The 26,602-nt window shown below is 71.6% G+C and carries 22 protein-coding genes and 4 tRNA genes; 19 read left to right on the top strand and 7 right to left on the bottom strand.

Annotated features, from left to right (window positions below; translation table 11 throughout):
- The first annotated feature begins 71 nt into the window (after positions 1-71).
- Positions 72-1,067 carry a potassium channel family protein gene (locus ACFFJG_RS20275; RefSeq protein WP_378520624.1) on the top strand — a complete coding sequence of 332 codons (996 nt, stop codon included), beginning with the start codon at positions 72-74 and terminating at the stop codon, positions 1,065-1,067.
- 10 nt (positions 1,068-1,077) lie between these two features.
- Positions 1,078-1,701 carry a hypothetical protein gene (locus tag ACFFJG_RS20270; RefSeq protein ID WP_378520609.1) on the top strand — a complete coding sequence of 208 codons (624 nt, stop codon included), beginning with the start codon at positions 1,078-1,080 and terminating at the stop codon, positions 1,699-1,701.
- A 27-nt stretch (positions 1,702-1,728) separates the two neighbouring features.
- Here ACFFJG_RS20270 and ACFFJG_RS20265 read toward each other — a convergent pair whose 3' ends face one another.
- Complete coding sequence (locus tag ACFFJG_RS20265; RefSeq protein WP_378520608.1) at positions 1,729-3,849, bottom strand: ATP-binding protein; 2,121 nt, start codon at positions 3,847-3,849, stop codon at positions 1,729-1,731.
- A 233-nt stretch (positions 3,850-4,082) separates the two neighbouring features.
- Between ACFFJG_RS20265 and ACFFJG_RS20260 the strand changes: the two genes are divergently transcribed.
- Positions 4,083-5,768: a CHAP domain-containing protein gene (locus tag ACFFJG_RS20260; protein ID WP_378520607.1), complete on the top strand. Its 1,686-nt coding sequence runs from the start codon at positions 4,083-4,085 to the stop codon at positions 5,766-5,768.
- Positions 5,769-5,867: 99 nt separating this feature from the next.
- The gene (locus ACFFJG_RS20255; RefSeq protein WP_378520606.1) at positions 5,868-6,206 is read left to right on the top strand and encodes a hypothetical protein; all 339 of its coding nucleotides are present in this window, start codon (positions 5,868-5,870) and stop codon (positions 6,204-6,206) included.
- Between the two features lie 62 nt (positions 6,207-6,268).
- Here the strand turns inward: ACFFJG_RS20255 and ACFFJG_RS20250 are convergent, their stop codons facing one another.
- The 5 genes from ACFFJG_RS20250 to ACFFJG_RS20230 form a co-directional block, all read right to left on the bottom strand.
- On the bottom strand, positions 6,269-6,745 hold the full coding sequence (locus ACFFJG_RS20250) for an Imm8 family immunity protein (protein ID WP_378520605.1): 477 nt from the start codon (positions 6,743-6,745) through the stop codon (positions 6,269-6,271).
- A gap of 68 nt (positions 6,746-6,813) precedes the next feature.
- The gene (locus tag ACFFJG_RS20245) at positions 6,814-7,050 is read right to left on the bottom strand and encodes a hypothetical protein (protein WP_378520604.1); all 237 of its coding nucleotides are present in this window, start codon (positions 7,048-7,050) and stop codon (positions 6,814-6,816) included.
- 398 nt (positions 7,051-7,448) lie between these two features.
- Positions 7,449-7,523: transfer RNA gene (locus tag ACFFJG_RS20240), tRNA-Val, on the bottom strand.
- An 18-nt stretch (positions 7,524-7,541) separates the two neighbouring features.
- Positions 7,542-7,612 (bottom strand) — tRNA-Cys (locus tag ACFFJG_RS20235).
- A gap of 33 nt (positions 7,613-7,645) precedes the next feature.
- Positions 7,646-7,718, bottom strand: a tRNA-Gly gene (locus ACFFJG_RS20230).
- Positions 7,719-7,897: 179 nt separating this feature from the next.
- Here ACFFJG_RS20230 and ACFFJG_RS20225 point away from each other — a divergent pair.
- The 13 genes from ACFFJG_RS20225 (at position 7,898) to ACFFJG_RS20165 (ending at position 24,102) form a co-directional block, all read left to right on the top strand.
- Positions 7,898-8,728 carry an aminotransferase class IV gene (locus tag ACFFJG_RS20225; RefSeq protein WP_378520603.1) on the top strand — a complete coding sequence of 277 codons (831 nt, stop codon included), beginning with the start codon at positions 7,898-7,900 and terminating at the stop codon, positions 8,726-8,728.
- Complete coding sequence (gene hisI / locus ACFFJG_RS20220) at positions 8,725-9,093, top strand: phosphoribosyl-AMP cyclohydrolase (protein ID WP_378520602.1); 369 nt, start codon at positions 8,725-8,727, stop codon at positions 9,091-9,093. Before ACFFJG_RS20225 ends, hisI begins: the two co-directional genes overlap by 4 nt.
- Entirely contained in the window at positions 9,086-9,757 is a 672-nt protein-coding gene (locus ACFFJG_RS20215; protein WP_378520601.1) for a Trp biosynthesis-associated membrane protein, read from the top strand. Before hisI ends, ACFFJG_RS20215 begins: the two co-directional genes overlap by 8 nt.
- A gap of 41 nt (positions 9,758-9,798) precedes the next feature.
- Positions 9,799-9,999: an HGxxPAAW family protein gene (locus tag ACFFJG_RS20210; RefSeq protein ID WP_378520600.1), complete on the top strand. Its 201-nt coding sequence runs from the start codon at positions 9,799-9,801 to the stop codon at positions 9,997-9,999.
- A 78-nt stretch (positions 10,000-10,077) separates the two neighbouring features.
- Entirely contained in the window at positions 10,078-10,875 is a 798-nt protein-coding gene (trpC, locus tag ACFFJG_RS20205; protein ID WP_378520599.1) for an indole-3-glycerol phosphate synthase TrpC, read from the top strand.
- Positions 10,872-12,158, top strand: coding sequence for a tryptophan synthase subunit beta (gene trpB / locus ACFFJG_RS20200; RefSeq protein ID WP_378520598.1), 1,287 nt, complete (start codon positions 10,872-10,874; stop codon positions 12,156-12,158). The genes trpC and trpB overlap by 4 nt, the downstream gene beginning before the upstream one ends.
- Complete coding sequence (trpA, locus tag ACFFJG_RS20195; RefSeq protein ID WP_378520597.1) at positions 12,158-12,958, top strand: tryptophan synthase subunit alpha; 801 nt, start codon at positions 12,158-12,160, stop codon at positions 12,956-12,958. Before trpB ends, trpA begins: the two co-directional genes overlap by 1 nt.
- Positions 12,951-13,556, top strand: a complete 606-nt coding sequence (locus tag ACFFJG_RS20190) for an SCO family protein (RefSeq protein ID WP_378520596.1) — start codon at positions 12,951-12,953, stop codon at positions 13,554-13,556. The genes trpA and ACFFJG_RS20190 overlap by 8 nt, the downstream gene beginning before the upstream one ends.
- An 8-nt stretch (positions 13,557-13,564) precedes the next feature.
- Complete coding sequence (gene lgt / locus ACFFJG_RS20185; RefSeq protein WP_378520595.1) at positions 13,565-14,488, top strand: prolipoprotein diacylglyceryl transferase; 924 nt, start codon at positions 13,565-13,567, stop codon at positions 14,486-14,488.
- A 148-nt stretch (positions 14,489-14,636) separates the two neighbouring features.
- Positions 14,637-19,199: a glutamate synthase large subunit gene (gene gltB / locus ACFFJG_RS20180; protein ID WP_378520623.1), complete on the top strand. Its 4,563-nt coding sequence runs from the start codon at positions 14,637-14,639 to the stop codon at positions 19,197-19,199.
- 62 nt (positions 19,200-19,261) lie between these two features.
- Positions 19,262-20,731: a glutamate synthase subunit beta gene (locus ACFFJG_RS20175; protein WP_378520594.1), complete on the top strand. Its 1,470-nt coding sequence runs from the start codon at positions 19,262-19,264 to the stop codon at positions 20,729-20,731.
- A gap of 144 nt (positions 20,732-20,875) precedes the next feature.
- Entirely contained in the window at positions 20,876-22,324 is a 1,449-nt protein-coding gene (pyk, locus tag ACFFJG_RS20170; protein WP_378520593.1) for a pyruvate kinase, read from the top strand.
- 164 nt (positions 22,325-22,488) lie between these two features.
- Positions 22,489-24,102: a methyl-accepting chemotaxis protein gene (locus tag ACFFJG_RS20165; RefSeq protein WP_378520592.1), complete on the top strand. Its 1,614-nt coding sequence runs from the start codon at positions 22,489-22,491 to the stop codon at positions 24,100-24,102.
- Between the two features lie 180 nt (positions 24,103-24,282).
- Here the strand turns inward: ACFFJG_RS20165 and ACFFJG_RS20160 are convergent.
- Positions 24,283-24,358: transfer RNA gene (locus ACFFJG_RS20160), tRNA-Leu, on the bottom strand.
- 41 nt (positions 24,359-24,399) lie between these two features.
- On the opposite strand from ACFFJG_RS20160, the gene ACFFJG_RS20155 reads away from it, so the two are divergent.
- On the top strand, positions 24,400-25,032 hold the full coding sequence (locus ACFFJG_RS20155) for an ANTAR domain-containing response regulator (protein ID WP_378520591.1): 633 nt from the start codon (positions 24,400-24,402) through the stop codon (positions 25,030-25,032).
- A gap of 408 nt (positions 25,033-25,440) precedes the next feature.
- Complete coding sequence (locus ACFFJG_RS20150) at positions 25,441-26,583, top strand: branched-chain amino acid ABC transporter substrate-binding protein (RefSeq protein WP_378520590.1); 1,143 nt, start codon at positions 25,441-25,443, stop codon at positions 26,581-26,583.
- Positions 26,584-26,602: the final 19 nt, after the last annotated feature.

Raw genomic sequence — 26,602 nt, 5'->3', positions numbered from 1 at the left:
CGAGCGTGGGCCGGGTGTCCCTGCCCGAGCGCCAGAGGTCGCCGTGGTGGGAGCTCGGCCGTCGCGTGCTGATGGCCCTGGCCATCCTCGTGGGCACGGTGCTGTTGGTCTACTTCGACCGCGAGGGCTACCGCGACAACGCGCACCCCGGTCGTGACCTCTCGCTCCTCGACGCCTTCTACTACACGACCGTCACGCTCAGCACGACCGGCTACGGCGACATCGCCCCGGCCGACCCGCAGGCCCGCCTGATCAACGCGATCGTCATCACGCCGGCACGCATCGCCTTCCTGGTCCTGCTGATCGGCACCACCCTGGAGGTCCTCGCCTCGCAGGGCCGCGAGATGATCCGGGTCTCCCGGTGGAGGAAGAAGATGGACCAGCACGTCGTCGTCGTCGGCTACGGCACCAAGGGCCGCAGCGCGATCGAGACCCTCGTGAGCAACGGCTACGACCGGTCCTCGATCGTGGTCGTCGACCCGGGCCTGGTCGCCATCGAGGAGGCCAACCGCGACCAGCTGGTCGGCATCGCGGGCGACGCGACCCGGCGCGGCGTCCTGCGCCAGGCGGGCGTGGAGAAGGCCACCCACGTCATCATCACCACCGACCGCGACGACTCCAACGTGCTGGTCACGCTGACGGTGCGCCAGATCAACCCCGACGCGTGGATCGTGGCGTCGGTGCGCGAGCAGGAGAACGTGCCGCTGATGCGCCAGTCGGGCGCCAACTCGGTGATCACCTCCTCCGACGCGGTCGGCCGGCTGCTCGGGCTGTCGTCCATGTCGCCGATGCTCGGCTCGGTGATGGAGGACCTGATGACCTACGGCGAGGGCCTCGAGGTCGCCGAGCGCGACCTGCTGGTCAACGAGGTCGGCAAGCAGCCGCAGCGCCTGCCCGACCAGGTCATCGCGGTCATCCGCGACGAGAAGGTCTACCGCTACTTCGACCCGGTGGTCTCGCTGCTGGCCCGAGGCGACCGGCTGGTGGTCGTGCGCCCGGCCAAGGAGCTGCCGTGGGCGCCGCGTCCCGGCACCCACGGCGAGGAGTCCGCGGACGAGGACGACTGAGGCCGGCCCCGTGATCGCCTCCCACCGGCACCGCTTCGTCTTCGTCAAGACCCGCAAGACCGCCGGCACCAGCCTCGAGATCGCGCTCTCGCGCCACTGCGGGCCCGACGACATCGTCACCCGGATCAGCCCCGAGGACGAGGAGCTGCGCGCGGCCGCCGGGGGAGTGGGCCCGCAGAACGACGACACCACCCCGTCGTCGTACGCCCACATGGGCGCGCGCCGGGTGATCGAGGTGATCGGCCGCGACACGTGGGACGCCTACTTCACCTTCGCCGTGGAGCGGAACCCGTACGACGTGGTCGCCTCCTCCTACCGCTACAGCGCCCGCAAGCCCACCTTCACCAAGACCTTCGCCGAGTTCGTCCGCACGCCCCGCCGGATGGAGCGGCTGGCCCTCAACGAGCGGCTCTACCGCCTCGGTGGTCGCGTCGTCGTGGACGAGGTCTACCGCTACGAGGAGCTGCCCGCCGCCGTCGCGGACCTCTCCGCGCGCCTCGGGCTCGCGCTGGACCTGCCGCACGCCAAGCGGGGCAGCGGACCGCACTACCGCGAGCTCTACGGCCCGGGCGACGCGGAGATCGTCGCGGAGCGCTTCGCCCGCACGATCGCGCACTTCGGCTACGAGTTCTGAGCCGACGACGCCCGGTCGTCGGGCAGGTCAGGCCGGGATGGAGACCGTGACGACGGTGCCGTCCCCCGGCGCGGAGCGGAGGTCGATGGTGCCGGCGTGCTGGTCCACGATCGTCTCCACGACGCTCAGCCCGAGGCCGGATCCCTGGATGGCGAGGTCGCCTGCTGCCGCTGTGCGGTAGAAGCGGGAGAACACCTTGGGCTGGTCGTCGTCGGCGATGCCGATGCCGGTGTCGGCGACGACGACCTGGGCGTGCAGGTCGTGCACGTCCGTGGCGTCCGGTCGGGGCCCGGGAGCGACGGTGCGGACGGTGATGGTGCCCCCGTCGGGGGTGAACTTGACCGCGTTGCTCCAGAGGCCGACGACGGCGCGCTCGAGCAGGCCCCGGTCACCGCGTACCAGGACCGGGCCGGGGTGGAGGGCGAGGCATGTCTCGAGCCGACGGCCGTCGGCCTGGAGCTGCACCATGTCGTGGGCCGCCCGGACGACGTCGTTGAGGTCGACCTCCTCGTGCGCGAGCGGCGTCGGCCCGGACTCGGACTCGGAGAGCATGAGCAGGTCCTCGACCAGCTGGCGCAGGCGGGTGCTGTTGCGCTCGACGCGTCGCACGGCGGCGGCCTGGCTCGAGGTGAGCTCGCCGAACGCCCCCTCCTGGAGGGCCTCGGTGTAGCCGGCGATGCTGGTGATGGGCGTGCGGAGCTCGTGGCTGACGACCGAGACGAGCTTGCGCTTCATCTCGTCGGCCTCGCGCAGCGCCGCGACCGACCCGCGCTCACGCTGGTAGGCCACCTCGAGCGCGGACTGGGCGCGGGCCCGCTCGGTGACGTCCTCGCCGCTGGCGATGAAGCCGATGGGTGCGCCGCCCGGCTCGGTCAGCCGGCTGATGTTGAGGGAGACGATGCGGACCCCGCCGTCGTCGCGCAGGAACTCCCAGTCGCGGCGCACTCCGGCCCGTGTCTGCGCGAGGGTGGCGGCGTTGTAGAGCGCCTGGTGCTCCCGGGTGGACTCGTCGATCCCCAGCGCCCGGGCCTGCCGACGCACCTCGGCCTCGCTGTGCAGGGTGTGGGTGAGCCGGCCGAGGAGTGCGTCGGCGGACACCCCGAGGGCGGTCTCGGCGCCCTTGTTGCAGTGCGTCACGACACCGGCGAGGTCGGTGGCGATGAAGACGGTCCCCGAGGTCGAGTCGAGCATCCGCTGGACGGTGGAGGCCGACGCCACAGCCGCCCGGCTCACGGCGCGCAGCCGTTCGACCGTGAGGGCCAGGGGCACGAGCAGGCAGCAGACGGAGGCGATGAAGAGGTAGAGGAGCATCGGCGCGAGCGAGGCGTGGCCGGTGAGGCTCGCGAGCGACATCGGCCCGTGGCCGCCCAGCGTCGCGGCGAACGCCACCACGGCGACGACGAGCACCTGCTGGTGGGTCTCGGTGGCGGTCCCACGGATCGCGACCCAGCCGAGGATCGGGAACAGCAGGAAGGTCACCGGCAGGGTCGCCTCGGGCGAGAAGACGACGGCGAGACCCACGGCCAGCACGGTGCGCTGCGCCCAGATCTCCAGCCGAGCCGTCCCGAGCGTCCAGCCGCCGGCGCGGCGCAGGTGGAAGGGGAGCAGGACGAGCTGGGCCGTCGTGGCGGCGAGGAACGCGGTGAACCAGGTGAGCAGGACGTCCATCGGCCCGTCCGGGCTGGTGAGCGCGACCGCGGCGGCGCTCAGCGAGGCGCACAGGAGGCCGACGCCGGCGGTGACGCCGTGGTAGGCGTCGACCTCGCCCTCGTTGAACCGGCGGTACGCAGCGGTCCCCGGTCGCAGCAGGTGCAGGCTCAGGAGCGCGGGGACGGTGACGACCAGGCTGATCGCGGTCCCGGCCCACCACTCCAGGTCGTAGGTCAGCGTCAGCACCACGCCGAGCGCGACGGTCTGGAGGACCAGCATCGAGCGGCGTCGGCGCTCCCCGGCCATGCCGAACAGCAGCGCGGAGAGGCCGAGGGCCGGCCACCCGGCGTACGACTCCGCGTCCCAGCGCGCCCCCGCGTCGAGCGCCGGCGCCCCGACGCAGGCGAGGAGGGCCACGAGCACCGCGGCGCCCACGGCGATGCGACACGCGGCGCGGGAGCGCGCGGACGCCCCGTCCGCTGCGTGGGGCTGGTGCATGATGGGGCGACTCCCGAGCTGTCGTCGTGTGGTCCTCGTGCCCGGAACCGACACGGTGGTGCTGACCGCCCCAGTGTCCGTCCCCGGACGGCGCTGCGGAGCCGTTCGGCAGGATTGGTGGCCAGGCGTGACGATCCCGACACGCCGGCGCCCGAGGGTACCGCTGAATTACATGATTGTTATTCATCCAACGGCGTGGCGCGCTTGACGAGACCCTCATAGGGTCTCCACTCGTGCACCAAAGGCCACACGAATCCCACCCGCCCCACCGCCGCGCCGGCGTCCGCGCGGCGGCGGGTGTCGTCGTCCGCCGAGCGCTGCGCTCGACGCTGCTGGCCACCGGCGTGCTCGCCCTCGTGGTCGCGGTCGTGCCGAGCACCGGCACGACGGTGAGCCTGGCCTCCTCGACGTACCTCTGCACCGGCTACCAGGGCTGCGCCGCCGCGGGCTACAGCGACTCCGGCTACCGGCAGGCCTCCGGCTCGATGTACTGGCGGATGTACTCGGGCCACAACTGCACGAACTACGTGGCCTACCGGCTGATCAGGAACGGCATGCCGAGCACCCGCCCCTGGAGCGGTGACGGGAACGCGTCCAACTGGGGCGTCGCGATGGCCTCGATCACCGACCAGGTGCCGGCCGTCGGCGCGGTCGCCTGGTACAAGCCGAACGTCACGCCGGCCGGGGGCGCCGGCCACGTGGCCTACGTCGAGCAGGTCATCTCCGACACCGAGATCGTCGTCTCCGAGGACTACTGGGGCGGCGACTTCTACTGGCGTCGGGTGACCAAGACCGGTGGGGGCTGGCCGAGCGGGTTCATCCACTTCAACGACCGCGTGGTCAAGCCCACGACCCCGCCCACGATCATCGGCTCGCCCATGGTCGGTGCACCGCTCGAGGTCGCCGTCGGCGGCTGGACGCCCGCCCCGACGGCCGTGACGTACCGCTGGCTCGCCGACGGTGCGGCCATCCCGGGCGCCACGGGGCCGGGCTACATACCGACCGCCGACGTCAAGGGCAAGACGCTCACGGCCGAGGTGACCGCCCAGGTCGACGGCTACGCGCCCGGCGAGGCGAGCCTGGCCACCGCCCCCGTCGCGCCGGGGACGTTCACGCCGGCCGAGGTGCCGAGCATCCAGGGGACGCCCGAGGTCGGCTCGACGTTGAGCCTGACCGCGTCGTCGTGGACGCCGCAGCCGGCGAAGACCCAGACGCAGTGGTACGCCGACGGCAAGCCGCTCGACGGCGCCACCGGACCCACCCTCACGCTGACCCGCGACCACGTCGGCGCCGCGATCAGCGCACGCGTGACCGCCAGCTCGAAGGGCTACCTCAAGTCGCGCTCGAACGCCGCCGCGACCGCGCCGGTGCAGGCCAAGCAGGTGGCCCTGCGCTCCCCGTCGCAGGTCTCGGGCAAGGCCGAGGTCGGGGGACGCCTCACCGTGACCCCCGGCACGACGCGCCCCACCGGCGCGACCGCGAGCTACCAGTGGACGCGTGACGGCAAGCGGATCGCCCGGGCCAACCACCCGACCTACACGGTCCGCAAGGGCGACCTCGGCCACGCCCTGGCCGTGCAGGTCACCCTGGAGCACCGCAACTTCCGTCCCTCGGTCGAGACCGTCGCGGTGAGCGCCGTGTCGACCACGCCCACGCTCAAGGTCCGCACCGACGCCACGAAGAAGCGGGTGAGCGTCGAGGTCCGGGTCAAGGCGATCGGCGCCCGCAAGCCGGCCGGCGCCATCACCATCAGCGTCGGGGGACAGACCCTCGAGGGCCAGGTCGTCGACGGCACCGCCCGCCTGGTCTTCCGCGGCCTGAAGCCGGGCGCCCGCCCGGTCGTCGTCCGCTACGCCGGCACCGACGTCGTCCAGGCGGCGACGGCTCGCGCCCGCGTCGTCGTGCCGCGCGGGAAGTAAGGGTTCTCGCCCCTCGTTCGCCTAGCTGCACCTGCTGCGCAGACGTCCGCTCATGCCGATGAGCGCGAGTGCCTGAGGGTGTCGTGGCAGCATTCGCGCATGAGCCGGGAAGCAACACTTCGAGCCACAGCCGAGTCGGGCGACACTGTCGACGATCCGTCTGAAGACGCCCTGTTCATGATGTTCGAGGACATCGAGGCTGGGCACGGCACGTTCCTCATCGTGGAGTCGCTAGTCGATCAATCCGGCCAGACGTACGCGCAGTCTTCACGAAATGACGACGGGACCTACGTCGTCGAGCACCGTGACGGCCGCCCGGACCGCCACTTCGGGACGACCGTCGCCGACATGCGAATCGCCCATGGGCTCGTCACCGGATGGGCATTCAATCTGCCCGAGTGGGACAAGTCGGCGACCTGGACGCCGATCTCGATCTGAACCCCGACAAGCGTTCGGATCTGCCGCGATCAGGTCGCCCGGATCTGCCGATGAGCGGGCAACTATGCCCGGTACTCGTCGTGCCAGAAGGAGTGAGTGAGTTGGGGCAACCCAGCTCGGGTGTTCATTTGATCGTCGTGCTTGTAGTCGTACTCCCAGGGCAGGTGACGGCCGATGCGGTCAGCAACAGTCTGCCAGTTCGGACCCGGGCTCGCGGCGGTGACTAAGCGTTCGACGGCCGCCTCGAACGCCACGCGTGACCACGCTTTCATGAGCCACACTCCATGAACGGGCAGGACCTCACCACCCGGTAGCACCTCATCGGCGAGTGCAGAGCCCCATCCAGCAACGCTGAATCGTTCGGCAAACATGCTTGGAGAACATAGGATGCAGTCGAACGAGTCGGCCAATTCGCTGTCTGCCGAGCCGATGAAGACCTGGGCCGTGACCCCGAAGTGGCCTTGTCCTGCCGCGGGTTCGGCTCCGTCCCACCAGTCGTAGAGGACTTGCTTGACTTCCGCAACGACCCCGGCACTCATGGTGTGAGTGTGTCAGGAACGCACTCATCTGCGGCGATGAGCGTGCGGGTCTTCCGATGAGCGGGACGTCAGTCACTCGGGGTCAGCCGGAACCGCGCCTCTGCCACTAGATCGGCGTAGCCCGGGTCGAAGGGCTGCCGTATTTCACGCTCCAACAATCCTGGCAGGTTCCAGAGGGCGACCTGCTCGGCCGCATGCTGAGGAGCGTTCCCGTGATCGTCGTCTTCCCACCAGTGCGGAAAGTCCAAGAGGACGAGCGCCTCGTCTGCAGTCAGCGCGCTAGACGCGTCGGCAGGGTTAGCCACGCCAGGCATCCTCGCTCACCGAACGTCCGGATCTGCCGCGATGAGGGCGCCGCCGGGAGTGCGGTATCCGTGACGCACCTGGCACGTCATCAGCACCGCACTCGACGTGAAGGCTGCCGGGGGCGTCCGGGTCTGCCGCTGTCAGCTCGCAGGCATGCTCAGGCTCGAGGACACCGCGACGTCAGGCAAGGACGGGAGGGAGAACGGGGCGTGGCACCGAGCGATCAAGGTTGGGGAAACGCGCCCGGACGCCGCCTGACGTGAGTCGCGTGCCCGGCGAGCCGCCACCCGAACCCCCACTCGCCATGACGTCCTGCGATCGTCGTCGGTGGCCGGGGGAGCGAGCGCACCCAGAACCGGACGAAGGGCCCCGGACGATGTCCGGGGCCCTTCGGTGCTGGTGGGCGATACTGGGTTTGAACCAGTGACCTCTTCCGTGTCAAGGAAGCGCGCTACCGCTGCGCCAATCGCCCGTGTTGAGTTGTCCAGCGAGGTGGGTACGGGATTTGAACCCGTGTAGACGGATTTGCAGTCCGTTGCCTCGCCTCTCGGCCAACCCACCGTGGAGGCCCACGTGTGATGGGAGACCCCTCAGAGCGGACAACGAGACTCGAACTCGCGACCTCAACCTTGGCAAGGTTGCGCTCTACCAACTGAGCTATGTCCGCCTGTTCCCCTGGGCGGCTGACCGCCCCTTGGAACGAGTGGAACAGTAGCCCATGGGTCACGAGGGGCCAAAATCGGGTCCCCCCTGGCGTGTTCCGGGGCGCCCCGGAGCCCGCCGGCGGACGCGCGGCGGACCGCGAGGACGCCGGGGGAGCGGCCCTGGAGTCCCTAGAGTGAGGCCATGCGCGCGTGGCTCAACGGTGACCTCCTGCCCGACCCGACCGCGGGTGCCCTCGCGGTCACCGACCACGGCTTCACCGTGGGCGACGGCGTCTTCGAGGCGGTCAAGACGATGTCTGGCACGCCCTTCGCGCTGACCCGGCACCTCGCGCGGCTCGAGCGCAGCGCGGCCGGGCTGGGCCTGCCCGCTCCCGACCTCGACCACGTGCGCCGCGGCGTGCAGGCCGTGCTGGCCGACGGGGCGGAGGCCGACCCGATCGGACGCCTGCGCCTCACGTGGACGGCCGGACCGCACCCGATGGGCAGCGGCCGGGGCGGAGGCCCGCCCACCCTGGTCGTCGCCTACAGCGCGATCGAGCACGCGCCCGCCGCCACGACCGTGGTGACCGTGCCATGGACCCGCAACGAGCACGGCGCGACCGCGGGCCTCAAGACGACGTCGTACGCCGAGAACGTCATCGCGCTGGCCCACGCCCACGAGCGCGGCGGCAGCGAGGCGCTGTTCGCCAACACCGCGGGCCACCTGTGCGAGGGCACCGGCTCCAACGTCTTCTACGTCGTCGACGGCGAGCTGCGCACGCCGAGCCTGGCCTCGGGCTGCCTCGCCGGCATCACCCGCGAGCTGGTCGTGGAGTGGTGCGGCGCCCGCGAGGTGGACGAGCCGCTGGCCGAGTTGCGCGAGCGCGCGAGCGAGGTGTTCCTCGTCTCCACGACCCGCGACGTGCAGGCGGTCTCCCGCTGGGACGAGCGCGACCTCCCGGCCCCGGGACCGGTCACCGAGGCGTGCGCGCGGACGTGGGCCGCCCGCGAGGCTGAGACGATGGACCCGTGAACACCCCTGCTCCCGCCCCGCGTCTCGACCCCGCCCTCTCCGAGCGCCTGCGCCCGACGGCCGAGGGCCTGGTGCCGGTGGTCGTGCAGCAGCACGGCTCCGGCGAGGTGCTGATGCTGGCCTGGGTCGACGACGAGGCGCTCGCGCGCACACTCGACACCGGCCGGGCGACGTACTGGTCGCGCTCGCGCCGCGAGTACTGGGTCAAGGGCGACACCTCCGGTCACGTGCAGCACGTCAGGGAGGTCCGCCTTGACTGCGACGGCGACACCCTGCTGTTCGTCGTCGAGCAGACCGGGGCCGCCTGCCACACGGGTGACCGCACCTGCTTCGACGCCGACCTGGTGCACCGGTTCGATGGCTGAGCAGGAGACGCCGGCGCCGCGCCGCCCGCGCAGCACCTTCGGGCCCGTCGTCCTCCTCGGCCTGGTCGCGGCGGGGACGGCCGCCACCGCGGCCAACAAGCCGTGGGCGTCGGGCAGCTCCGGGCGGATCGACACCGCCCAGGGCGAGGAGATGAACGCGATGCTCTCGCTCGACGGGGTGCGCGACTCACCGCTCGCGGGGGCGCTCGCGCTCGTCGTCCTCGCGTGCTGGGGCGTGCTCCTGGTGACGCGCGGACGGTTCCGGCGCGCCGTGGCCGTGCTGGGCCTGGTCGCCGCGCTCGGCACCGTCGTCGTCACCGCCGAGGGCGCGCGCAGCGTGCCGGACAAGCTGTCGGGGGCCCTCATGGACGCCTCCGGCCGCGACACCGCCGCGGTCTCGCTGACCGGGTGGTACGCCGCCGCGCTGGTGGGCGCGGTCGTGTCGGTGCTCGCGACCGCTGCGGCCGCGCGGTTCGTCGGCTCGTGGCCCGAGATGGGCGCGCGCTACGACTCACCAGCCGGTGCGAGCGCCGCAGGGGGTTCCGCAGGGGGTGCCGCAGCGGGCGCCGGGGCGGGTGCCGGCGAGGCGGGGTCCGGCGAGGTGCCCCGCGAGAACATCGACATCTGGAAGGCCCTCGACGAGGGCCGCGACCCGACCGCCTAGACTTCCCGCGCACCCTGCAGGTTCGACGAAGGAGCTTCACCATGGCTGGTGGCCACGGCAACACCCCCGCTGCTTGGACGGCTGTCGGGGTCGCGATGCTCGGCTTCGTCATCGGCAGCATCGCGCTGCTGCAGGTCCCGACCCAGATGACGCTGCTCTGGATCGGCATCATCGTCGCGGTGGTGGCCTTCCCGCTGTTCCTGGTGCTCTCCAGGCTCGGCTTCAACACCTCCGACCACTGATCCGCCACCCGGCGGACGGAGCGTCCGGCCGCTGGCACCGGTGCCGGGACGACTGGCACCGGGTGAGAGGCTGAGGGCATGCCTGCGACCGGTTCCGTCCTCGACTCGATCGTCGCCGGAGTGCGCGAGGACCTCGCCCGCCGCGAGGCCGCGCTCCCGCTGGAGGAGCTGCTCGCCCACCTCGCCGACGCGCCCGCCCCGCGCGACCCGATGCCGCACTTCCGGGCGCGCGGCTCGAGCGTCATCGCCGAGGTCAAGCGACGCAGCCCCAGCAAGGGCGACCTCGCCGACATCCCCGACCCGGCCGACCTCGCCCGCGCCTACGCCCGCGGCGGCGCCGCGGCGATCTCGGTCCTCACCGAGGAGCGCCGGTTCGGTGGGAGCCTCGACGACCTGCGCGCCGTGCGCGCCGCCGTCGAGGTGCCGCTGCTGCGCAAGGACTTCATCGTCGAGACCTACCAGCTCGTCGAGGCCCGCGCGGCCGGCGCCGACCTGGCGCTGCTGATCGTCGCCGCCCTCGACGACGACACCCTGCGACGCCTGCACGACGAGGCCGGCGAGCTCGGCCTCACCGTGCTGGTCGAGGTGCACGACGAAGCCGAGGTCGAGCGTGCGCTGGCCCTCGACGCCGAGCTGGTCGGCGTCAACAGCCGCAACCTCAAGACCCTGGAGGTCGACCCCGACGTGTTCGGGCGCCTGGCCCCGCAGATCCATGCCGACGTCGTGAAGGTCGCCGAGAGCGGCATCACCGGCGTCGGCGACGTGCAGCGCTTCGTCTCGGAGGGGGCCGGCGTGGTGCTGGTCGGCGAGGCGCTGGTCAAGGACGGCGACCCCGAGGCCGCCGTACGAGCCATGACAGGAGTGACGGCACCATGAGCCTGCCCACGAGCCCCACCAGCCCGATCCGCTACGAGGCCGACGAGCGCGGCTACTTCGGCCAGACCTGGGGCGGGCGCTTCATGCCCGAGGCCCTCGTCGCGGCGCTCGACGAGCTGACCGTGGCCTGGCAGGACGCCATGGCCGACGAGGCGTTCGTCTCCGAGTTCGAGCGGGTGCTGCGCGACTACGCCGGCACCCCGAGCCGGCTCTACCACGCCGAGCGGCTGTCGGCGAAGGTCGGCGCCCGCGTGCTGCTCAAGCGCGAGGACCTCAACCACACCGGAGCCCACAAGATCCGCAACGTGATGGGCCAGGCGCTGCTGACCAAGCGGATGGGCAAGACCCGCGTCATCGCCGAGACCGGCGCCGGCCAGCACGGCGTGGCCAGTGCGACCGCAGCGGCGTGGTTCGACCTCGACTGCACCGTCTACATGGGCGCCGTCGACACCCGCCGGCAGGCGCTCAACGTCGCCCGCATGCAGCTGCTCGGCGCCAAGGTGGTGCCGGTCGAGTCCGGCAGCGCGACCCTCAAGGACGCCATCAACGAGGCGCTGCGCGACTGGGTCGCCAGCGTCGACCACACCGCGTACCTCTTCGGCACCGCCGCCGGGCCGCACCCGTTCCCCAGCATGGTGCGCGACTTCTGCCGCGGCATCGGCGACGAGGCGCGCGCGCAGTGCCTCGAGCAGTACGGCGTCCTGCCGGACGCGGTCGCCGCGTGCGTGGGCGGCGGGTCCAACGCGATCGGCCTGTTCACCGCGTTCCTCGAGGACGAGGGCGTGGAGATCCACGGCTTCGAGCCCGGGGGCGACGGCGTCGAGACCGGCCGGCACGCCGCCACCATCCACGCCGGCGAGGCCGGCGTGCTGCACGGCGCGCGCACCTACGTGCTGCAGGACGAGGACGGCCAGACCGTCGAGTCGCACTCGATCTCCGCGGGGCTCGACTACCCCGGCGTCGGGCCGCAGCACTCGTGGCTCGCGGCGTCCGGGCGCGCGACCTACACGCCCGTCACCGACGCGCAGGCGATGGAGGCGATGGCGCTGCTCAGCCGCACCGAGGGCATCATCCCGGCGATCGAGACCGCCCACGCGGTGGCCGGCGCGCTCGACGTGGCCCGCCGCCTCGGTGAGGAGAAGGGCCCCGACGCGACGGTGATCATCAACCTCAGCGGTCGCGGCGACAAGGACATGGGCACCGCCATCGAGTGGTTCGGCCTCGGCGACGCCGAGGGCGAGGCGGAGCCCGTCGTCGCCACGGCGCCGGGGGAGGAGGCCTGATGCCCTCCACCAGCACCGCCTTCGCGACCGCTCGCGCGGAGGGCCGCTCGGCCCTCGTCGGGTACCTCCCGGCCGGCTTCCCCAGCGTGGAGGGCTCGATCACCGCGCTGCGCACGTTGGTCGACGCCGGCTGCGACGTCATCGAGATCGGCCTGCCCTACAGCGACCCGGTCATGGACGGCCCGACCATCCAGGCCGCCGCTCAGCAGGCGCTCGAGGGGGGTGTGCGCACCCGCGACGTCCTCACGGTGGTGGAGGCTGTGGCCGCCACCGGTGTGCCCACCCTCGTGATGACCTACTGGAACCCGGTCGAGCGCTACGGCGTGGACCGGTTCGCCGCCGACCTCGCCTCCGCCGGAGGCGCCGGCCTGATCACGCCCGACATCACGCCCGACCACGGCGGCGAGTGGGTGGCCGCCGCCGACGCCCACGACCTCGACAAGGTGTTCCTCGTCGCTCCGAGCTCGACCGACGAGCGCGTCGCGATGACGGCGGCCGCCAGCCGCGGCTTCGTCTACGCCGCCGCCGTCATGGGCGTCACCGGTGCGCGTGAGGCCACCTCCGACCTCGCCTGTCCGCTGGTCGGTCGGGTGCGCGCGAACGGCGACGTGCCGGTCGCGGTCGGCATCGGCGTCAGCAACGGCGACCAGGCCGCCGAGGTCGCGGGCTTCGCGGACGGCGTGATCGTCGGCTCGGCGTTCGTCCGCACCCTGCTCGACCACCCCGACGACGAGGCCGCCGGCCTGGCGGCGCTGCGTGCGCTGACCGAGGACCTCGCCGGAGGCGTACGTCGTGGCTAGGCCCCGGGCCCTCGTGCTCGCCGCGCTGCTCCCGCTCCTCGCCGCGTGCGGCGGGGCCGGGGCGGCGCAGGGCACCGAGCTGACCGGCACCCGCCTCGACCCGCCCTTCGAGGTGTCGTCCACACCTCTGGTCGACACCGCCGGCGACTCGTTCAGCCTCACCGACGACACCGACAAGCCGCTGACGCTGGTGTTCTTCGGCTACACCCACTGCCCCGACATCTGCGGCCAGGTCATGGCCACGCTCGCGGGGACGCTCGCGCGCCTCGACGACGCGCAGAAGGACGACCTCGACGTCGTCTTCGTCACCACCGACCCGGCCCGTGACGACGAGACCACGGTGAAGCACTACGTCGACGCGTTCGACCCCTCGATCATCGGTCTCACGGGCGCGCTGCCCGACATCGTCGAGGTCGGGCGGAGCATGGCCATCGGCATCGACAAGGGCAAGAAGCTGCCCAGCGGTGGGTACGACGTCACCCACGGCACGCAGGTGATGGCCGTCGACGCCGACGACCAGGCGCCGGTGTTCTGGGACTATGACGTCTCGCAGGCCCAGCTGGCCCACGACGTCACCGTGCTGCTCGACGAAGGATGATGATCCCCGTGCTGTCCTCGATCACCCCGCTGGTGACCCTGATGTCCATCCCCAGCCCGTCGCAGGGCGTGTGGCACCTCGGGCCGATCCCGGTCCGCGGCTACGCGCTCTGCATCATCGCCGGCATCGTCGTCGCGATCTGGCTGGGCGAGAAGCGGTGGGTCGCCCGCGGTGGCGCCCCCGGCGAGGTCAGCGACCTGGCGATCTGGGCGGTGCCCTTCGGCCTCGTCGGCGGCCGGCTCTACCACGTCGCCACCGACTGGGAGCTCTACTTCGGCGAGGGCAAGAACCCCGTCACCGCCCTCTACGTCTGGCGCGGCGGCCTCGGCATCTGGGGCGCGATCGCCCTCGGCGCCGTCGGCGTGGTGATCGGCTGCCGGCTGCGCGGGATCAGGGTGCTGCCGCTGCTCGACGCGCTCGCACCCGGCGTGCTGGTGGCGCAGGCGATGGGCCGCTGGGGCAACTGGTTCAACCAGGAGCTCTACGGCGGCCCCACGAACCTGCCCTGGGGCCTGGAGATCGACGTCGCGCACCGCGAGGCGCGCTACCTCGACGTCGCGACCTACCACCCGACGTTCCTCTACGAGTGCCTGTGGAACCTCGCCGCCTTCGCCGTGCTGATCTGGCTCGACCGGCGCTTCCGCCTCGGCCACGGCCGCGTGGTCGCGCTCTACGTCATGCTCTACACCGCCGGGCGGGGCTGGATCGAGAACATGCGCATCGACGAGGTGCAGATGAACGACGTGCTCGGGCTGCGGCTCAACGTGTGGACCTCGATCGTGCTGTTCGTGCTCGCCACGGCCTACTTCGTGTGGTCCACGCGCGCGCGCCCGGGGCGCGAGGAGGTCGTGCGCACCAAGCCGCCACTCGGCGGGGAGCCGGCGGCGACCGCCCCCGCCGAGGAGCGCTCGACCGCCGATCCCACGGCCTGAAACGGCACCCGCCGGCGCGATCGGCCGGTGATAGGTTGCGCAGTGCTCGGGCCAACGTCGTCCCCAGCGGAAACGCCCACCCCTCTGCTCGTCCGGTCCCCGCGGGGAGCCGGCGCGCGAGACGACGACGGGAGAACCAGTGGCCTCGATGCACGCGTTCCCGCCGAACTTCCCCCCGCCGCAGGGTCTCTACGACCCGCGCCACGAGAAGGACGCCTGCGGCGTCGCCATGGTGGCGACGCTGACCGGTGAGGCCAGCCACGACATCGTGGCCAAGGCGCTCACCGCGCTGCGCAACCTCGACCACCGCGGCGCCGCCGGCGCGGAGGTCAACTCCGGCGACGGCGCCGGCATCCTGATGCAGGTGCCCGACGCGTTCCTGCGCGAGGTGACGGCCGACCTGGGGTTCGACCTGCCCCACGCGCGGTCGTACGCCGTCGGCACCGCGTTCCTGCCCGGTGACGCCGACGCCGTCGCGGCCACCCGCCGCCGGATCGAGGAGATCGCCGACGAGGAGGGCCTGGCCGTCCTCGGCTGGCGCGAGGTCCCGGTCGACGACTCGACGCTCGGCGCCACCGCCCGGAGCGTGATGCCGTCGTTCGCCCAGCTGTTCGTGGCGGGCAAGGGCTCGCGGGTGAGCGGCATGGCGCTCGAGCGCCTGGCCTTCTGCCTGCGCAAGCGCGCGGAGTCCGAGACCGACGTGTACTTCCCGTCGCTCTCCTCGCGCACCCTGGCCTACAAGGGCATGCTCACCACCGACCAGCTCGACCAGGTCTTCCCCGACCTGACCGACGAGCGGGTGGCCTCGGCGATGGCGGTCGTGCACTCGCGCTTCTCCACCAACACCTTCCCGAGCTGGCCGCTGGCCCACCCGTTCCGGTTCATCGCCCACAACGGCGAGATCAACACCGTGATGGGCAACCGCAACTGGATGCGGGCCCGCGAGGCGCTGCTCGAGAGCGACCTGATCCCCGGAGACCTCGAGCGCCTCTTCCCGATCTGCACCCCCGGTGCCTCGGACTCCGCGTCGTTCGACGAGGTGCTCGAGCTGCTGCACCTCGGTGGGCGCACGCTGCCCCACGCGGTGCTGATGATGATCCCGGAGGCCTGGGAGAACCACCGCGACATGAACCCGCAGCGGCGGGCCTTCTACGAGTTCCACTCCACGCTGATGGAGCCGTGGGACGGGCCGGCGTGCGTCGTGTTCACCGACGGCACCCAGGTCGGTGCGGTCCTCGACCGCAACGGTCTGCGCCCCTCGCGCTACTGGGTCACCGACGACGGCCTCGTCGTCCTCGCCTCCGAGGTCGGCGTGCTCGACCTCGACCCCGCGACGGTCGTGCGCAAGGGCCGCCTGCAGCCGGGGCGGATGTTCCTCGTCGACACCGAGGAGCACCGGATCATCGAGGACGAGGAGATCAAGGGCCAGCTCGCCGCCGAGCACCCCTACGACGAGTGGCTGCACGCCGGGCTCATCCAGCTCGACGACCTCGACGACCTCGAGCACATCGTCCACACCCACGCCTCCGTCGCGCGCCGCCAGCAGGTCTTCGGCTACACCGAGGAGGAGCTGCGGGTGCTGCTGAGCCCGATGGCCTCCACGGGCGCGGAGGCGATCGGGTCGATGGGCACCGACACCCCGATCGCGGCGCTCAGCGACAAGCCGCGGCTGCTGTTCGACTACTTCGCCCAGCTGTTCGCGCAGGTGACCAACCCGCCGCTCGACGCGATCCGAGAGGAGCTGGTGACCTCGCTCAGCGGCTCCATCGGCCCCGAGTCCAACCTCCTCGACCCGAGCCCGGCGTCGTGCCGCCAGGTCGTGCTGCCGTTCCCGGTGTTCTCCAACGACGACCTGGCCAAGATCCGCCACATCAACCGCAACGGCGACATGCCCGGCTTCCAGGTGCACGTCGTGCGCGGCCTGTACGAGGTCGAGGGCGGGGGAGCGGCCCTCGAGGCGCGGCTCGAGGAGCTGTGCGCCGAGGTCTCGGCGGCCATCGCCGACGGCGCCCGCATCATCGTGCTCTCCGACCGCCACTGCACCGCCGAGCTCGCGCCGATCCCGTCGCTGCTGCTCACCGGCGCCGTCCACCACCACCTGGTGCGCGAGAAGACCCGCACCCAGGTCGGGCTGCTGGTCGAGGCGGGCGACGTGCGCGAGGTGCACCACGTCGCGCTGCTGGTCGGCTACGGCGCGGCCGCGGTCAACCCCTACCTCGCGATGGAGTCCGTCGAGGACCTCGCCCGCGAGGCCTACTACGTCAAGGTCGAGCCCGAGAAGGCCGTCGCGAACCTCATCAAGGCGCTCGGCAAGGGCGTGCTCAAGGTGATGTCCAAGATGGGCGTCTCGACCGTGGCCTCCTACACCGGCGCGAAGATCTTCGAGTCGGTCGGGCTGTCGCAGTCGGTCATCGACCGCTACTTCACCGGCACCACCTCCAAGCTCGGCGGCATCGAGCTCGACACGATCGCCGAGGAGGTCGCGCGCCGCCACGCCGTGGCGTACCCGCGCGGCGGCATCTCGCCGGCGCACCGCGAGCTCACCATCGGGGGCGAGTACCAGTGGCGCCGTGAGGGCGAGCCGCACCTGTTCGACCCCGAGACGGTCTTCCGGCTGCAGCACTCCACCCGCTCCGGCAGCTACGACGTGTTCAAGCAGTACACCGACCGGGTCAACCAGCAGTCCGAGCGGCTGATGACGCTGCGCGGGCTGTTCACCTTCAAGGAGGGCGTGCGCGAGCCGATCGACATCGACGAGGTCGAGCCGGTCTCGGAGATCGTCAAGCGCTTCTCCACCGGCGCGATGTCCTACGGCTCGATCAGCCAGGAGGCGCACGAGACGCTGGCGATCGCGATGAACCGGCTGGGCGCGAAGTCCAACACCGGTGAGGGCGGCGAGGACCCGGACCGGCTGCACGACCCCGAGCGGCGCTCGGCGATCAAGCAGGTCGCGTCGGGGCGCTTCGGCGTGACGTCGGAGTACCTCACCAACGCCGACGACATCCAGATCAAGATGGCCCAGGGCGCCAAGCCCGGCGAGGGCGGCCAGCTGCCCGGCCACAAGGTCTACCCGTGGGTCGCGAAGACCCGGCACTCCACGCCCGGCGTGGGCCTGATCAGCCCGCCGCCCCACCACGACATCTACTCCATCGAGGACCTCGCCCAGCTGATCCACGACCTGAAGAACGCCAACCCCTCGGCGCGGGTCCACGTCAAGCTGGTCTCCGAGGTCGGCATCGGCACGGTCGCCGCGGGCGTGTCGAAGGCGCACGCCGACGTCGTCCTGGTCTCCGGACACGACGGCGGCACCGGCGCCTCGCCGCTGACCTCGCTCAAGCACGCCGGCGGTCCGTGGGAGCTGGGTCTCGCCGAGACCCAGCAGACCCTCCTGCTCAACGGCCTGCGCGACCGGATCGTGGTGCAGGCCGACGGCCAGCTCAAGACCGGACGCGACGTGGTCGTGGCCGCGCTGCTCGGCGCGGAGGAGTTCGGCTTCGCGACCGCGCCGCTGGTCGTCAGCGGCTGCATCATGATGCGGGTCTGCCACCTCGACACCTGCCCGGTGGGCGTGGCCACGCAGAACCCGGTCCTCCGCGAGCGGTTCAGCGGCCAGGCCGACTACGTCGTGAACTTCTTCGAGTTCATCGCCCAGGAGGTGCGCGAGCTGCTCGCGCAGCTCGGCTTCCGCAGCCTCGACGAGGCGGTCGGCCAGGTCGGCACGCTCGACGTCGCCGGCGCCGTCGACCACTGGAAGGCCGCCGGGCTCGACCTGACGCCGATCCTCCACCAGGCCTCGCGGCACGGCGAGTTCGGCCAGTTCGAGGACCAGGACCTGCGCTGCACGAAGTCGCAGGACCACGGCCTCGACAAGGCGCTCGACAACGAGCTGATCGCCATCGCCGCGCCGGCGCTGGAGAGCGGCGAGCCGGTGCGCGCCCAGGTCGCGATCCGCAACGTCAACCGCACCGTCGGCACCATGCTCGGCCACGAGGTCACCAAGCGCTTCCACGGCGACGGCCTGCCCGACGGCACGATCGACATCACCTTCACCGGCTCGGCGGGCCAGTCGTTCGGCGCCTTCGTTCCGCGCGGCATCACGCTGCGCCTCGAGGGCGACGCCAACGACTACGTCGGCAAGGGGCTCTCGGGCGGCAGGATCGTCGTACGCCCCGACCGGGCCGCGACGTTCGACGCCGGGGAGCAGATCATCGCCGGCAACACGATCGGCTACGGCGCCACGTCGGGCCAGATCTTCCTCAGCGGCCGGGCCGGCGAGCGCTTCTGCGTGCGCAACTCCGGTGCCAGCGCGGTCGTCGAGGGCGTGGGCGACCACGCCTGCGAGTACATGACCGGCGGCGTCGTGGTCGTGCTCGGCCCGACCGGGCGCAACCTCGCGGCCGGCATGTCGGGCGGCTACGCCTTCGTGCTCGACCTCGACGAGCACCTGGTCAACCCCGAGCTCGTCGAGCTGTCCCCGGTCGCCGGCAAGGCGGCCGAGGAGCTCGAGGACCTGGTGCGCCAGCACGCCGAGGAGACCGGCTCGGCGATCGCCCGGGCCCTGCTCGACGACTGGACCGCCGCCCTCACCCGGTTCACCGAGGTCATGCCGCGCGACTTCAAGCGGGTGCTCGAGGCCCGCGAGGAGGCCCTCGCGGAGGGCCTCGACGACGAGCAGGCCGACGCCCGCATCATGGAGGTCCTCCATGGGTGAGCGCAGCACGACCACCACGACGAGCAACGACCGGCGCTCATCCACGGAGCAGGAGGCGCAGCATGGCTGACCCCAAGGGATTCCTGAAGAACGGGCGCGAGGTCCCCTCGCGCCGCGACGTCGCCGAGCGGGTGCAGGACTGGGACGAGGTCTACCCCGACGGCATCGGCCGCGCGCTGCTGCCGATCATCACCACCCAGGCCGGGCGCTGCATGGACTGCGGGATCCCGTTCTGCCACCAGGGCTGCCCGCTGGGCAACATCATCCCCGAGTGGAACGACCTGGTCTGGCGCGACGACTGGGACGGCGCGATGGACCGGCTCCACGCGACCAACAACTTCCCCGAGTTCACCGGGCGGCTGTGCCCGGCGCCGTGCGAGACCGCGTGCGTGCTGGGCATCAACCAGGACCCGGTGACGATCAAGAACGTCGAGGTCTCGATCATCGACCGCGCCTGGGGCTCGGGCTACGTCCGCCCCCAGCCGCCCGAGTGGCTCTCGGGCAAGACCGTCGCCGTGGTCGGGTCCGGCCCGGCCGGGCTCGCCGCCGCCCAGCAGCTGACCCGCGCCGGCCACACGGTCGCCGTCTACGAGCGCGCCGACAAGATCGGCGGGCTGCTGCGCTACGGCATCCCCGAGTTCAAGATGGAGAAGAAGCACCTCGACCGCCGCCTCGACCAGATGCGGCGCGAGGGCACGGTCTTCCGGGCCGGCGTCGACGTCGGCGGCGACCTCACCGGCCCGCAGCTGCTCGCCCGCTACGACGCGGTCGTGCTCGCCATGGGCGCCACCCAGGCCCGCGACCTCCCCGTCCCCGGGCGCGAGCTCGGTGGCATCCACCAGGCGATGGAGTTCCTGCCCCAGGCGAACCGGGTCGCGCTGGGGGAGGCGCCCACCTCCGACGGCTCGGAGCAGATCGTCGCGACCGGCAAGGACGTGGTGATCATCGGCGGCGGCGACACCGGCGCCGACTGCCTCGGCACGTCGATCCGTCAGGGCGCCCGCTCCATCACGCAGCTCGAGATCATGCCGCGCCCCGGCGAGGACCGGCCCGCCGGCCAGCCGTGGCCGACGTACCCGATGACGTTCAAGGTCTCCTCCGCGCACGAGGAGGGCGGCGACCGGGTCTACGCCGTCTCGACGCAGCAGTTCGTCGGTGACGCCGACGGCCACGTCGCCGAGCTCCGCCTGGTGGAGGTGGACGCGCGGTTCCAGCCCGTCGAGGGCACCGAGCGGACCATCCCGGCGCAGCTGGTGCTGCTCGCGATGGGCTTCACCGGCCCGGAGCGGCCCGGCATCGTCGAGCAGCTGGGCGTCGAGCTCGACGAGCGCGGCAACGTCCGGCGCGACTCCTCCTACGCCTCCTCGGTGCCCGGCGTCTACGTCGCCGGCGACGTGGGGCGTGGCCAGTCGCTCATCGTGTGGGCGATCGCCGAGGGCCGCAGCGCCGCGGCGTCGGTCGACGCGTTCCTCACCGGCTCCACGACGCTCCCCTCGCCGATCAAGCCGCACGAGCGGCCGCTGACCGTCTGAGCCGTCCTGCCCTACCCCGTGCGGGGGCGGTCCCGGTGCGACCCGGGGCCGCCCCCGCGCGCGTTCTCGGGCCCTGGCCCACCTTCGGGCACGTTCGTGGACGAACTCTCGTTGGAACGATCCAACGTCCGCTAGGGTGGTGGCGTGCGTAGAGCCAAGATCGTCTGCACCCTCGGCCCCGCGGTGAACACCCCCGAGGGCATCCGCTCGCTCGTCGACGCCGGCATGGACGTCGCCCGGCTCAACATGAGCCACGGCGCGTACGCCGATCACGAGGCCGTCTACCGGCTGGTCCGCCAGGCCTCCGACGAGACCGGCCACGCGATCGGCATCTTCGCCGACCTGCAGGGCCCCAAGATCCGCCTCGAGCGGTTCGCCGACGGCCCCCACAAGCTCAAGCGCGGTGACACCTTCACCATCACCACGCGCGACGTCGAGGGCACCGCCGAGATCTGCGGCACCACCTACAAGGGCCTGCCCGGCGACGTGAAGCCCGGTGACCCGCTCCTGATCGACGACGGCAAGGTGCGCCTGGAGGTCGTCTCGGTCGACGACACCGACGTGGTGACCGAGGTCGTCGTGCCGGGCAAGGTGTCCAACAACAAGGGCATCAACCTGCCCGGCGTCGCGGTGTCGGTGCCGGCGCTGTCGGAGAAGGACACCGAGGACCTGCGCTGGGCGCTGCACCTCGGCGTCGACTTCATCGCCCTCAGCTTCGTCCGCAACGCCCGTGACGCCGCCGACGTGCGCGAGATCATGCGCCAGGAGGGCGTCTTCGTCCCCGTGATCGCCAAGATCGAGAAGCCGCAGGCGATCGACAACATCGACGAGATCGTCGACGCCTTCGACGGCATCATGGTCGCTCGCGGCGACCTCGGCGTGGAGTGCCCGCTCGAGGACGTGCCGATCCACCAGAAGCTCATCATCGACAAGGCCCGCCGCAACGCCAAGCCGGTCATCGTCGCCACCCAGATGCTCGAGTCGATGATCAGCGCGCCCGCGCCCACCCGCGCCGAGGCCAGCGACGTCGCCAACGCGGTGCTCGACGGGGCCGACGCCGTCATGCTCTCGGGCGAGACGAGCGTGGGGGAGTACCCCATCGTCGCCGTGGAGACGATGGCGCGCATCGTGCAGTCCACCGAGGAGCACGGCCTGTCCCACATGGCCGAGGTCGAGTGGCAGCCGCACACCCGCGGCGGCATCATCGCCAAGGCCGCGGCCGAGGTCGCCGAGCGGGTCGAGGCGAAGTACGTCGTCGCGTTCACCGTCAGCGGCGACTCCGCCAAGCGGCTCTCCCGCTACCGCGGCCCGATCCCGGTCCTGGCGTTCACCCCCAATCCCCGCACCCGCTCCCAGCTGGCCCTCACGTGGGGCGTGGAGACGTTCCTCGGTGAGGACGTCGAGCACACCGACGAGATGGTGCGCCAGGTCGACGAGGCGCTGCTGGCCATCGGCCGGGTCAAGGAGGGCGACCTCGTCGTCATCATCGCCGGCAGCCCGCCCGGGATCCCGGGCTCGACCAACGCGCTCCGCATCCACCGGATGGGCGACGCGATCAACGGTGCTGCGCCGGCGTACCGCCGCATGTCCTGACGCCGGGGGCAACTTCTCCTGCCGAAGTCCTCAGGACCTCTGGCGGCGGGGCGATGGGGGAGGCGGTGACCTGACGACACGGAGGTCGACGGCGCCGCTAGCCACTCGGAGACCCGCCACCCATGACTTCGCCACGACGAGCCCTGCAGGACCTCAGGATCGGGGTGCGCCTCACGGCCGCCTTCGCGATCTGCGGCCTGCTGGTCGGCCTCGCCGCCTTCCTCGGACTGTCCGCCCAGAGCAAGGCCGACGGCCTGCGTGACGACCTCGAGCAGGTGGCCGCCCACCGTGCCCTCGCGGACCGGATGCTCATCAACATCAACGACATCACCGGCTGGCAGGGCCTCTACCTCGCGGACGCGGTCGCCTACGGCGTCGACGAGGCGCTCTCCGCCGACGGCTACAACCGCAGCGGATACCTCGAGAGCCAGAAGGCCATCGAGGCGATGTTCGCCGACGCCGACACCTCCGGGCTCACCGCAGACCAGCGCGCGCTCTTCGACAGCACCCAGGACAACTTCCAGCAGCTCTTCGACCAGGACGACTGGGTGGTCAGCCGCCTCGAGGCCGACGGCCTGAAGGCGATGCCCGAGATCATGGACAGCATCAACGGCGGAGAGGCCGGCGAGGCCTGGAGCGCCGTCTACGACGACATGAGTGCCTTCGGCGACTCGCTGGCCAAGCAGGACAAGTCGATCCGCGCCGAGCTCGCCGACGTGTCGAGCCGCGGCAGGACGACGATCTACGTCGGCCTCGCGCTGGTCGTGATCGCCGGCACCGTCGTGGTCGTGAGCGTCACCCGCTCCATCACCCGTCCGCTGGGCCGAGCGATCGCCGTCCTGCAGTCGGTCGCGGCCGGCGACCTCGCCTCGCGCCTGCAGGAGGACCGCAAGGACGAGATCGGCGACCTCGCCACCGCCCTCAACAGCGCGGTCGGCGACCTCGGCAGCACGCTGTCGGAGATCGCGGGCACCGCGGTGCAGCTGGCGGGTGCCTCCGAGGAGCTCTCCGCGGTCTCGGGCCAGATGACCGGCTCTGCGGCCGACGCCTCGGCCCAGGCCGGCCTGGTGTCGTCGGCCGCCGGCCAGGTCTCCAGCAACGTGCAGACCGTGGCCGCCGCCACCGAGCAGATGGGCGCCTCGATCCGCGAGATCTCCGTCAACGCCAGCAACGCCGCCGGTGTCGCGGCACGCGCCGTCGTGGCCGCCGAGTCGACCACCGCCACCGTCGCCAAGCTCGGCGACTCCTCCTCGGAGGTCGGCGAGGTCGTCAAGGTGATCAGCTCGATCTCCGAGCAGACCAACCTCCTCGCGCTCAACGCCACCATCGAGGCCGCCCGCGCCGGCGAGTTCGGCAAGGGCTTCGCCGTCGTGGCCAACGAGGTCAAGGAGCTCGCGCAGGAGACCAGCAAGGCCACCGGCGACATCGACCAGCGGATCCGCGCGATCCAGGCCGACACCCAGGAGGCCGTCACGGCGATCGCCGAGATCGCCGGGATCATCGCCCAGATCAGCGACACCCAGACCGTCATCGCCTCGGCGGTGGAGGAGCAGACCGCCACGACCCACGAGATGGCCCGGTCCGTCGCCGACGCCGCCACCGGCTCGACCGACATCGCCGACAACATCTCGGGCGTGGCCCGCACCGCCTCCGACACCCAGGCTGCTGCCAGCAGCACGAGCTCGGCCGCCGAGGAGCTCTCCCGGATGGCCCAGCGCCTCCAGGGCCTGGTCGGTCGGTTCAGCTACGACGCCTCCGGCGCGGCCGTCTCGGGCTGACGGTGGCCCGCGCCGGTTGTGGGGCCGGCGCGGGTCCCCGCTCGTCGGGCGGTGAGCAGGACACGTTCCGCGCCGCCGGAACGTGCGTGGCTCACTGCTGGGCGCCTCGTCCGGTGGAGCGGTGAGCAGGACACGTTCTGCGCCGCCGGAAGCTGCGTGGCTCACCGCCCGGTGGGTGGGTGGTGCCCCGGGTGAGATTCGAACTCACACTGAATGCTGTTTGAGAGCATCGCCTCTGCCGTTGGGCTACCGGGGCGGAATCGGCGTCGGAACCCTATCCGAACTAGCCTTGCGCGCGTGACGCAGCCCGCCGAGACCAGCCCCGCCGCCGCCGACGTACGCCGCGTGGTGATCGCCGAGGACGAGGCCCTGATCCGGATGGACCTCGCGGAGATGCTCGGCGAGGAGGGCTACGACGTCGTCGGGCAGGCCGCGGACGGCCAGCGGGCCATCGAGCTGGCGCGCGAGCTGCGGCCGGACCTGGTGATCCTCGACGTGAAGATGCCCCGGCTCGACGGCATCGCCGCCGCCGAGGTCATCGCGGGGGAGCGGATCGCCCCCGTGGTCATCCTCACCGCATTCGCCCAGCGCGAGCTGGTCGCGCGTGCCCGCGACGCCGGCGCGATGGCGTACCTCGTCAAGCCGTTCCAGCGTGGCGACCTCGTGCCGGCGATCGAGATGGCGGTGAGCCGGTTCGCCGAGATCACCGTGCTCGAGCGCGAGGTCTCCGACCTCCAGGAGTCGCTGGCCACCCGCAAGTCGGTCGACCGGGCCAAGGGCGTGCTGCAGGCCCAGCTCGGGCTGAGCGAGCCCGACGCGTTCCGCTGGATCCAGAAGACGGCGATGGACCTGCGCCTGTCGATGAAGCAGGTCGCCGACGGCGTCGTGGAGCACGGCGTCGCCGGTCTCGGCGGCGCCGACCAGGGCTGACCCCCCGCCCCGCCGCGCCACCCTGGCGGCGTACGACATCCCGGAGAGCCGGCGGCATGTCGTATCCCGCCACCCTTCTCTGCTCGCGCGGCACCCTGGCGGCATACGACGTCCCGGAGAGCTTGCGGCATGTCGTATGCCGCCACCCACCGGCCGGCAACGAGGACCACGGCACCCCGCCCCGGAACGTCCGAAACCGTCCGATGTTGCCCGTTCGACTGCGAACACGCCCGGTTCTTGCGTGCGCGAACCATGTTTCGGTTGCGTTTCCGGTACAGACCGGTTGGTCACGAAACGACAACGGCGCGCGATTCCCGGCTCTCATTCGTGTCCCACGCCACATCCCGGGTGTTAGGTTCCCGCCACGAGGCTGCCGAGGTGGACAGCCCAGAGACTGTGGAGGGATCCATGATCCGCTCATCCAAGAGGTGGCAGGCACTCGCCGTGACGTCCGTCGCGGCACTCGCGCTCGGTGCGTGTGGGACGACCGACGACAGCGGGAGCGACGCCTCCTCCGACGGCGGCGACAGCGGCGGCTCCAGCGCCCTGTGCGGCAAGAGCATCGCGTTCCTCGGTGCTCTCACCGGTGACGCCGGCGCGCTCGGCCAGAACATGGTCGGCGGCATCCAGCTCGCGCTCGACGAGCACAACAAGGACAACCCGGACTGCAAGGTGGAGCTCAAGCAGTTCGACTCGCAGGGTAGCCCGGACACCGCTCCGGGTCTGGCGACCCAGATCGTCAACGACGACGACATCTTCGGCCTCGTCGGCCCCGGCTTCTCCGGTGAGTCGCTCGCGACCGGCAAGACCTTCTTCGAGGCCGGCCTGCCGTCGATCTCCCCGTCGGCGACCAACGTCACGATCACCGACCAGGGCTGGACCACCTGGCACCGCGTCATCGGCAACGACGACGCCCAGGGCACCGCCGACGCCAACTACCTGACCGAGAAGGCCGGCGCCGCCAAGGTCTACGTCGTCGACGACGGCCAGGACTACAGCAAGGGCCTCGCGGGCAAGGTCTCCGAGGTCCTCGGCGACGCCCAGGTCGGCTCCGACCAGATCTCGGTCGGCCAGACCGACATGTCGGCCGTCGTCACCTCGGTGAAGGCCGCCGACGCCGACGCCGTCTTCTACGGTGGCTATTACACCGAGGCCGGCCTGCTCGCCAAGGCGCTGCGCCAAGGCGGCTGGAAGGGCACCTTCATGTCGGGCGACGGCTCGGAGGACCCGGCGTTCGTCGACGTCGCCGGCCCGGCGGCCGCCGAGGGCGCCGTCCTGTCCGCTCCCGCAGCCCCGGCCCCGGCCGACTTCGGTGCGACCGGTCTCTACGCCACCCAGGCCTACGACGCGACCAACATCTTCCTGGCCGCGCTCGACGACGGTGCCGAGACGGGCGAGGAGATCAACGAGTTCATCGGCAGCTACAACGAGGACGGCGTCAGCGGTCCGATCTCCTTCGACGACAAGGGCGACATCGAGTCCTCCTCGATCTACGCCTACTTCGTCAAGGGCGGCGAGCTCGACCTCGAGAACCCCGAGCAGATCCAGTAGTCCCTGGCCTCACACCTGA

The organism is Nocardioides zeicaulis, from assembly GCF_042432345.1.
Lineage (GTDB): Bacteria > Actinomycetota > Actinomycetes > Propionibacteriales > Nocardioidaceae > Nocardioides > Nocardioides zeicaulis.
Note: the sequence above shows the minus strand (reverse complement) of the source record. Positions and strands in the feature narration are given on the sequence as shown.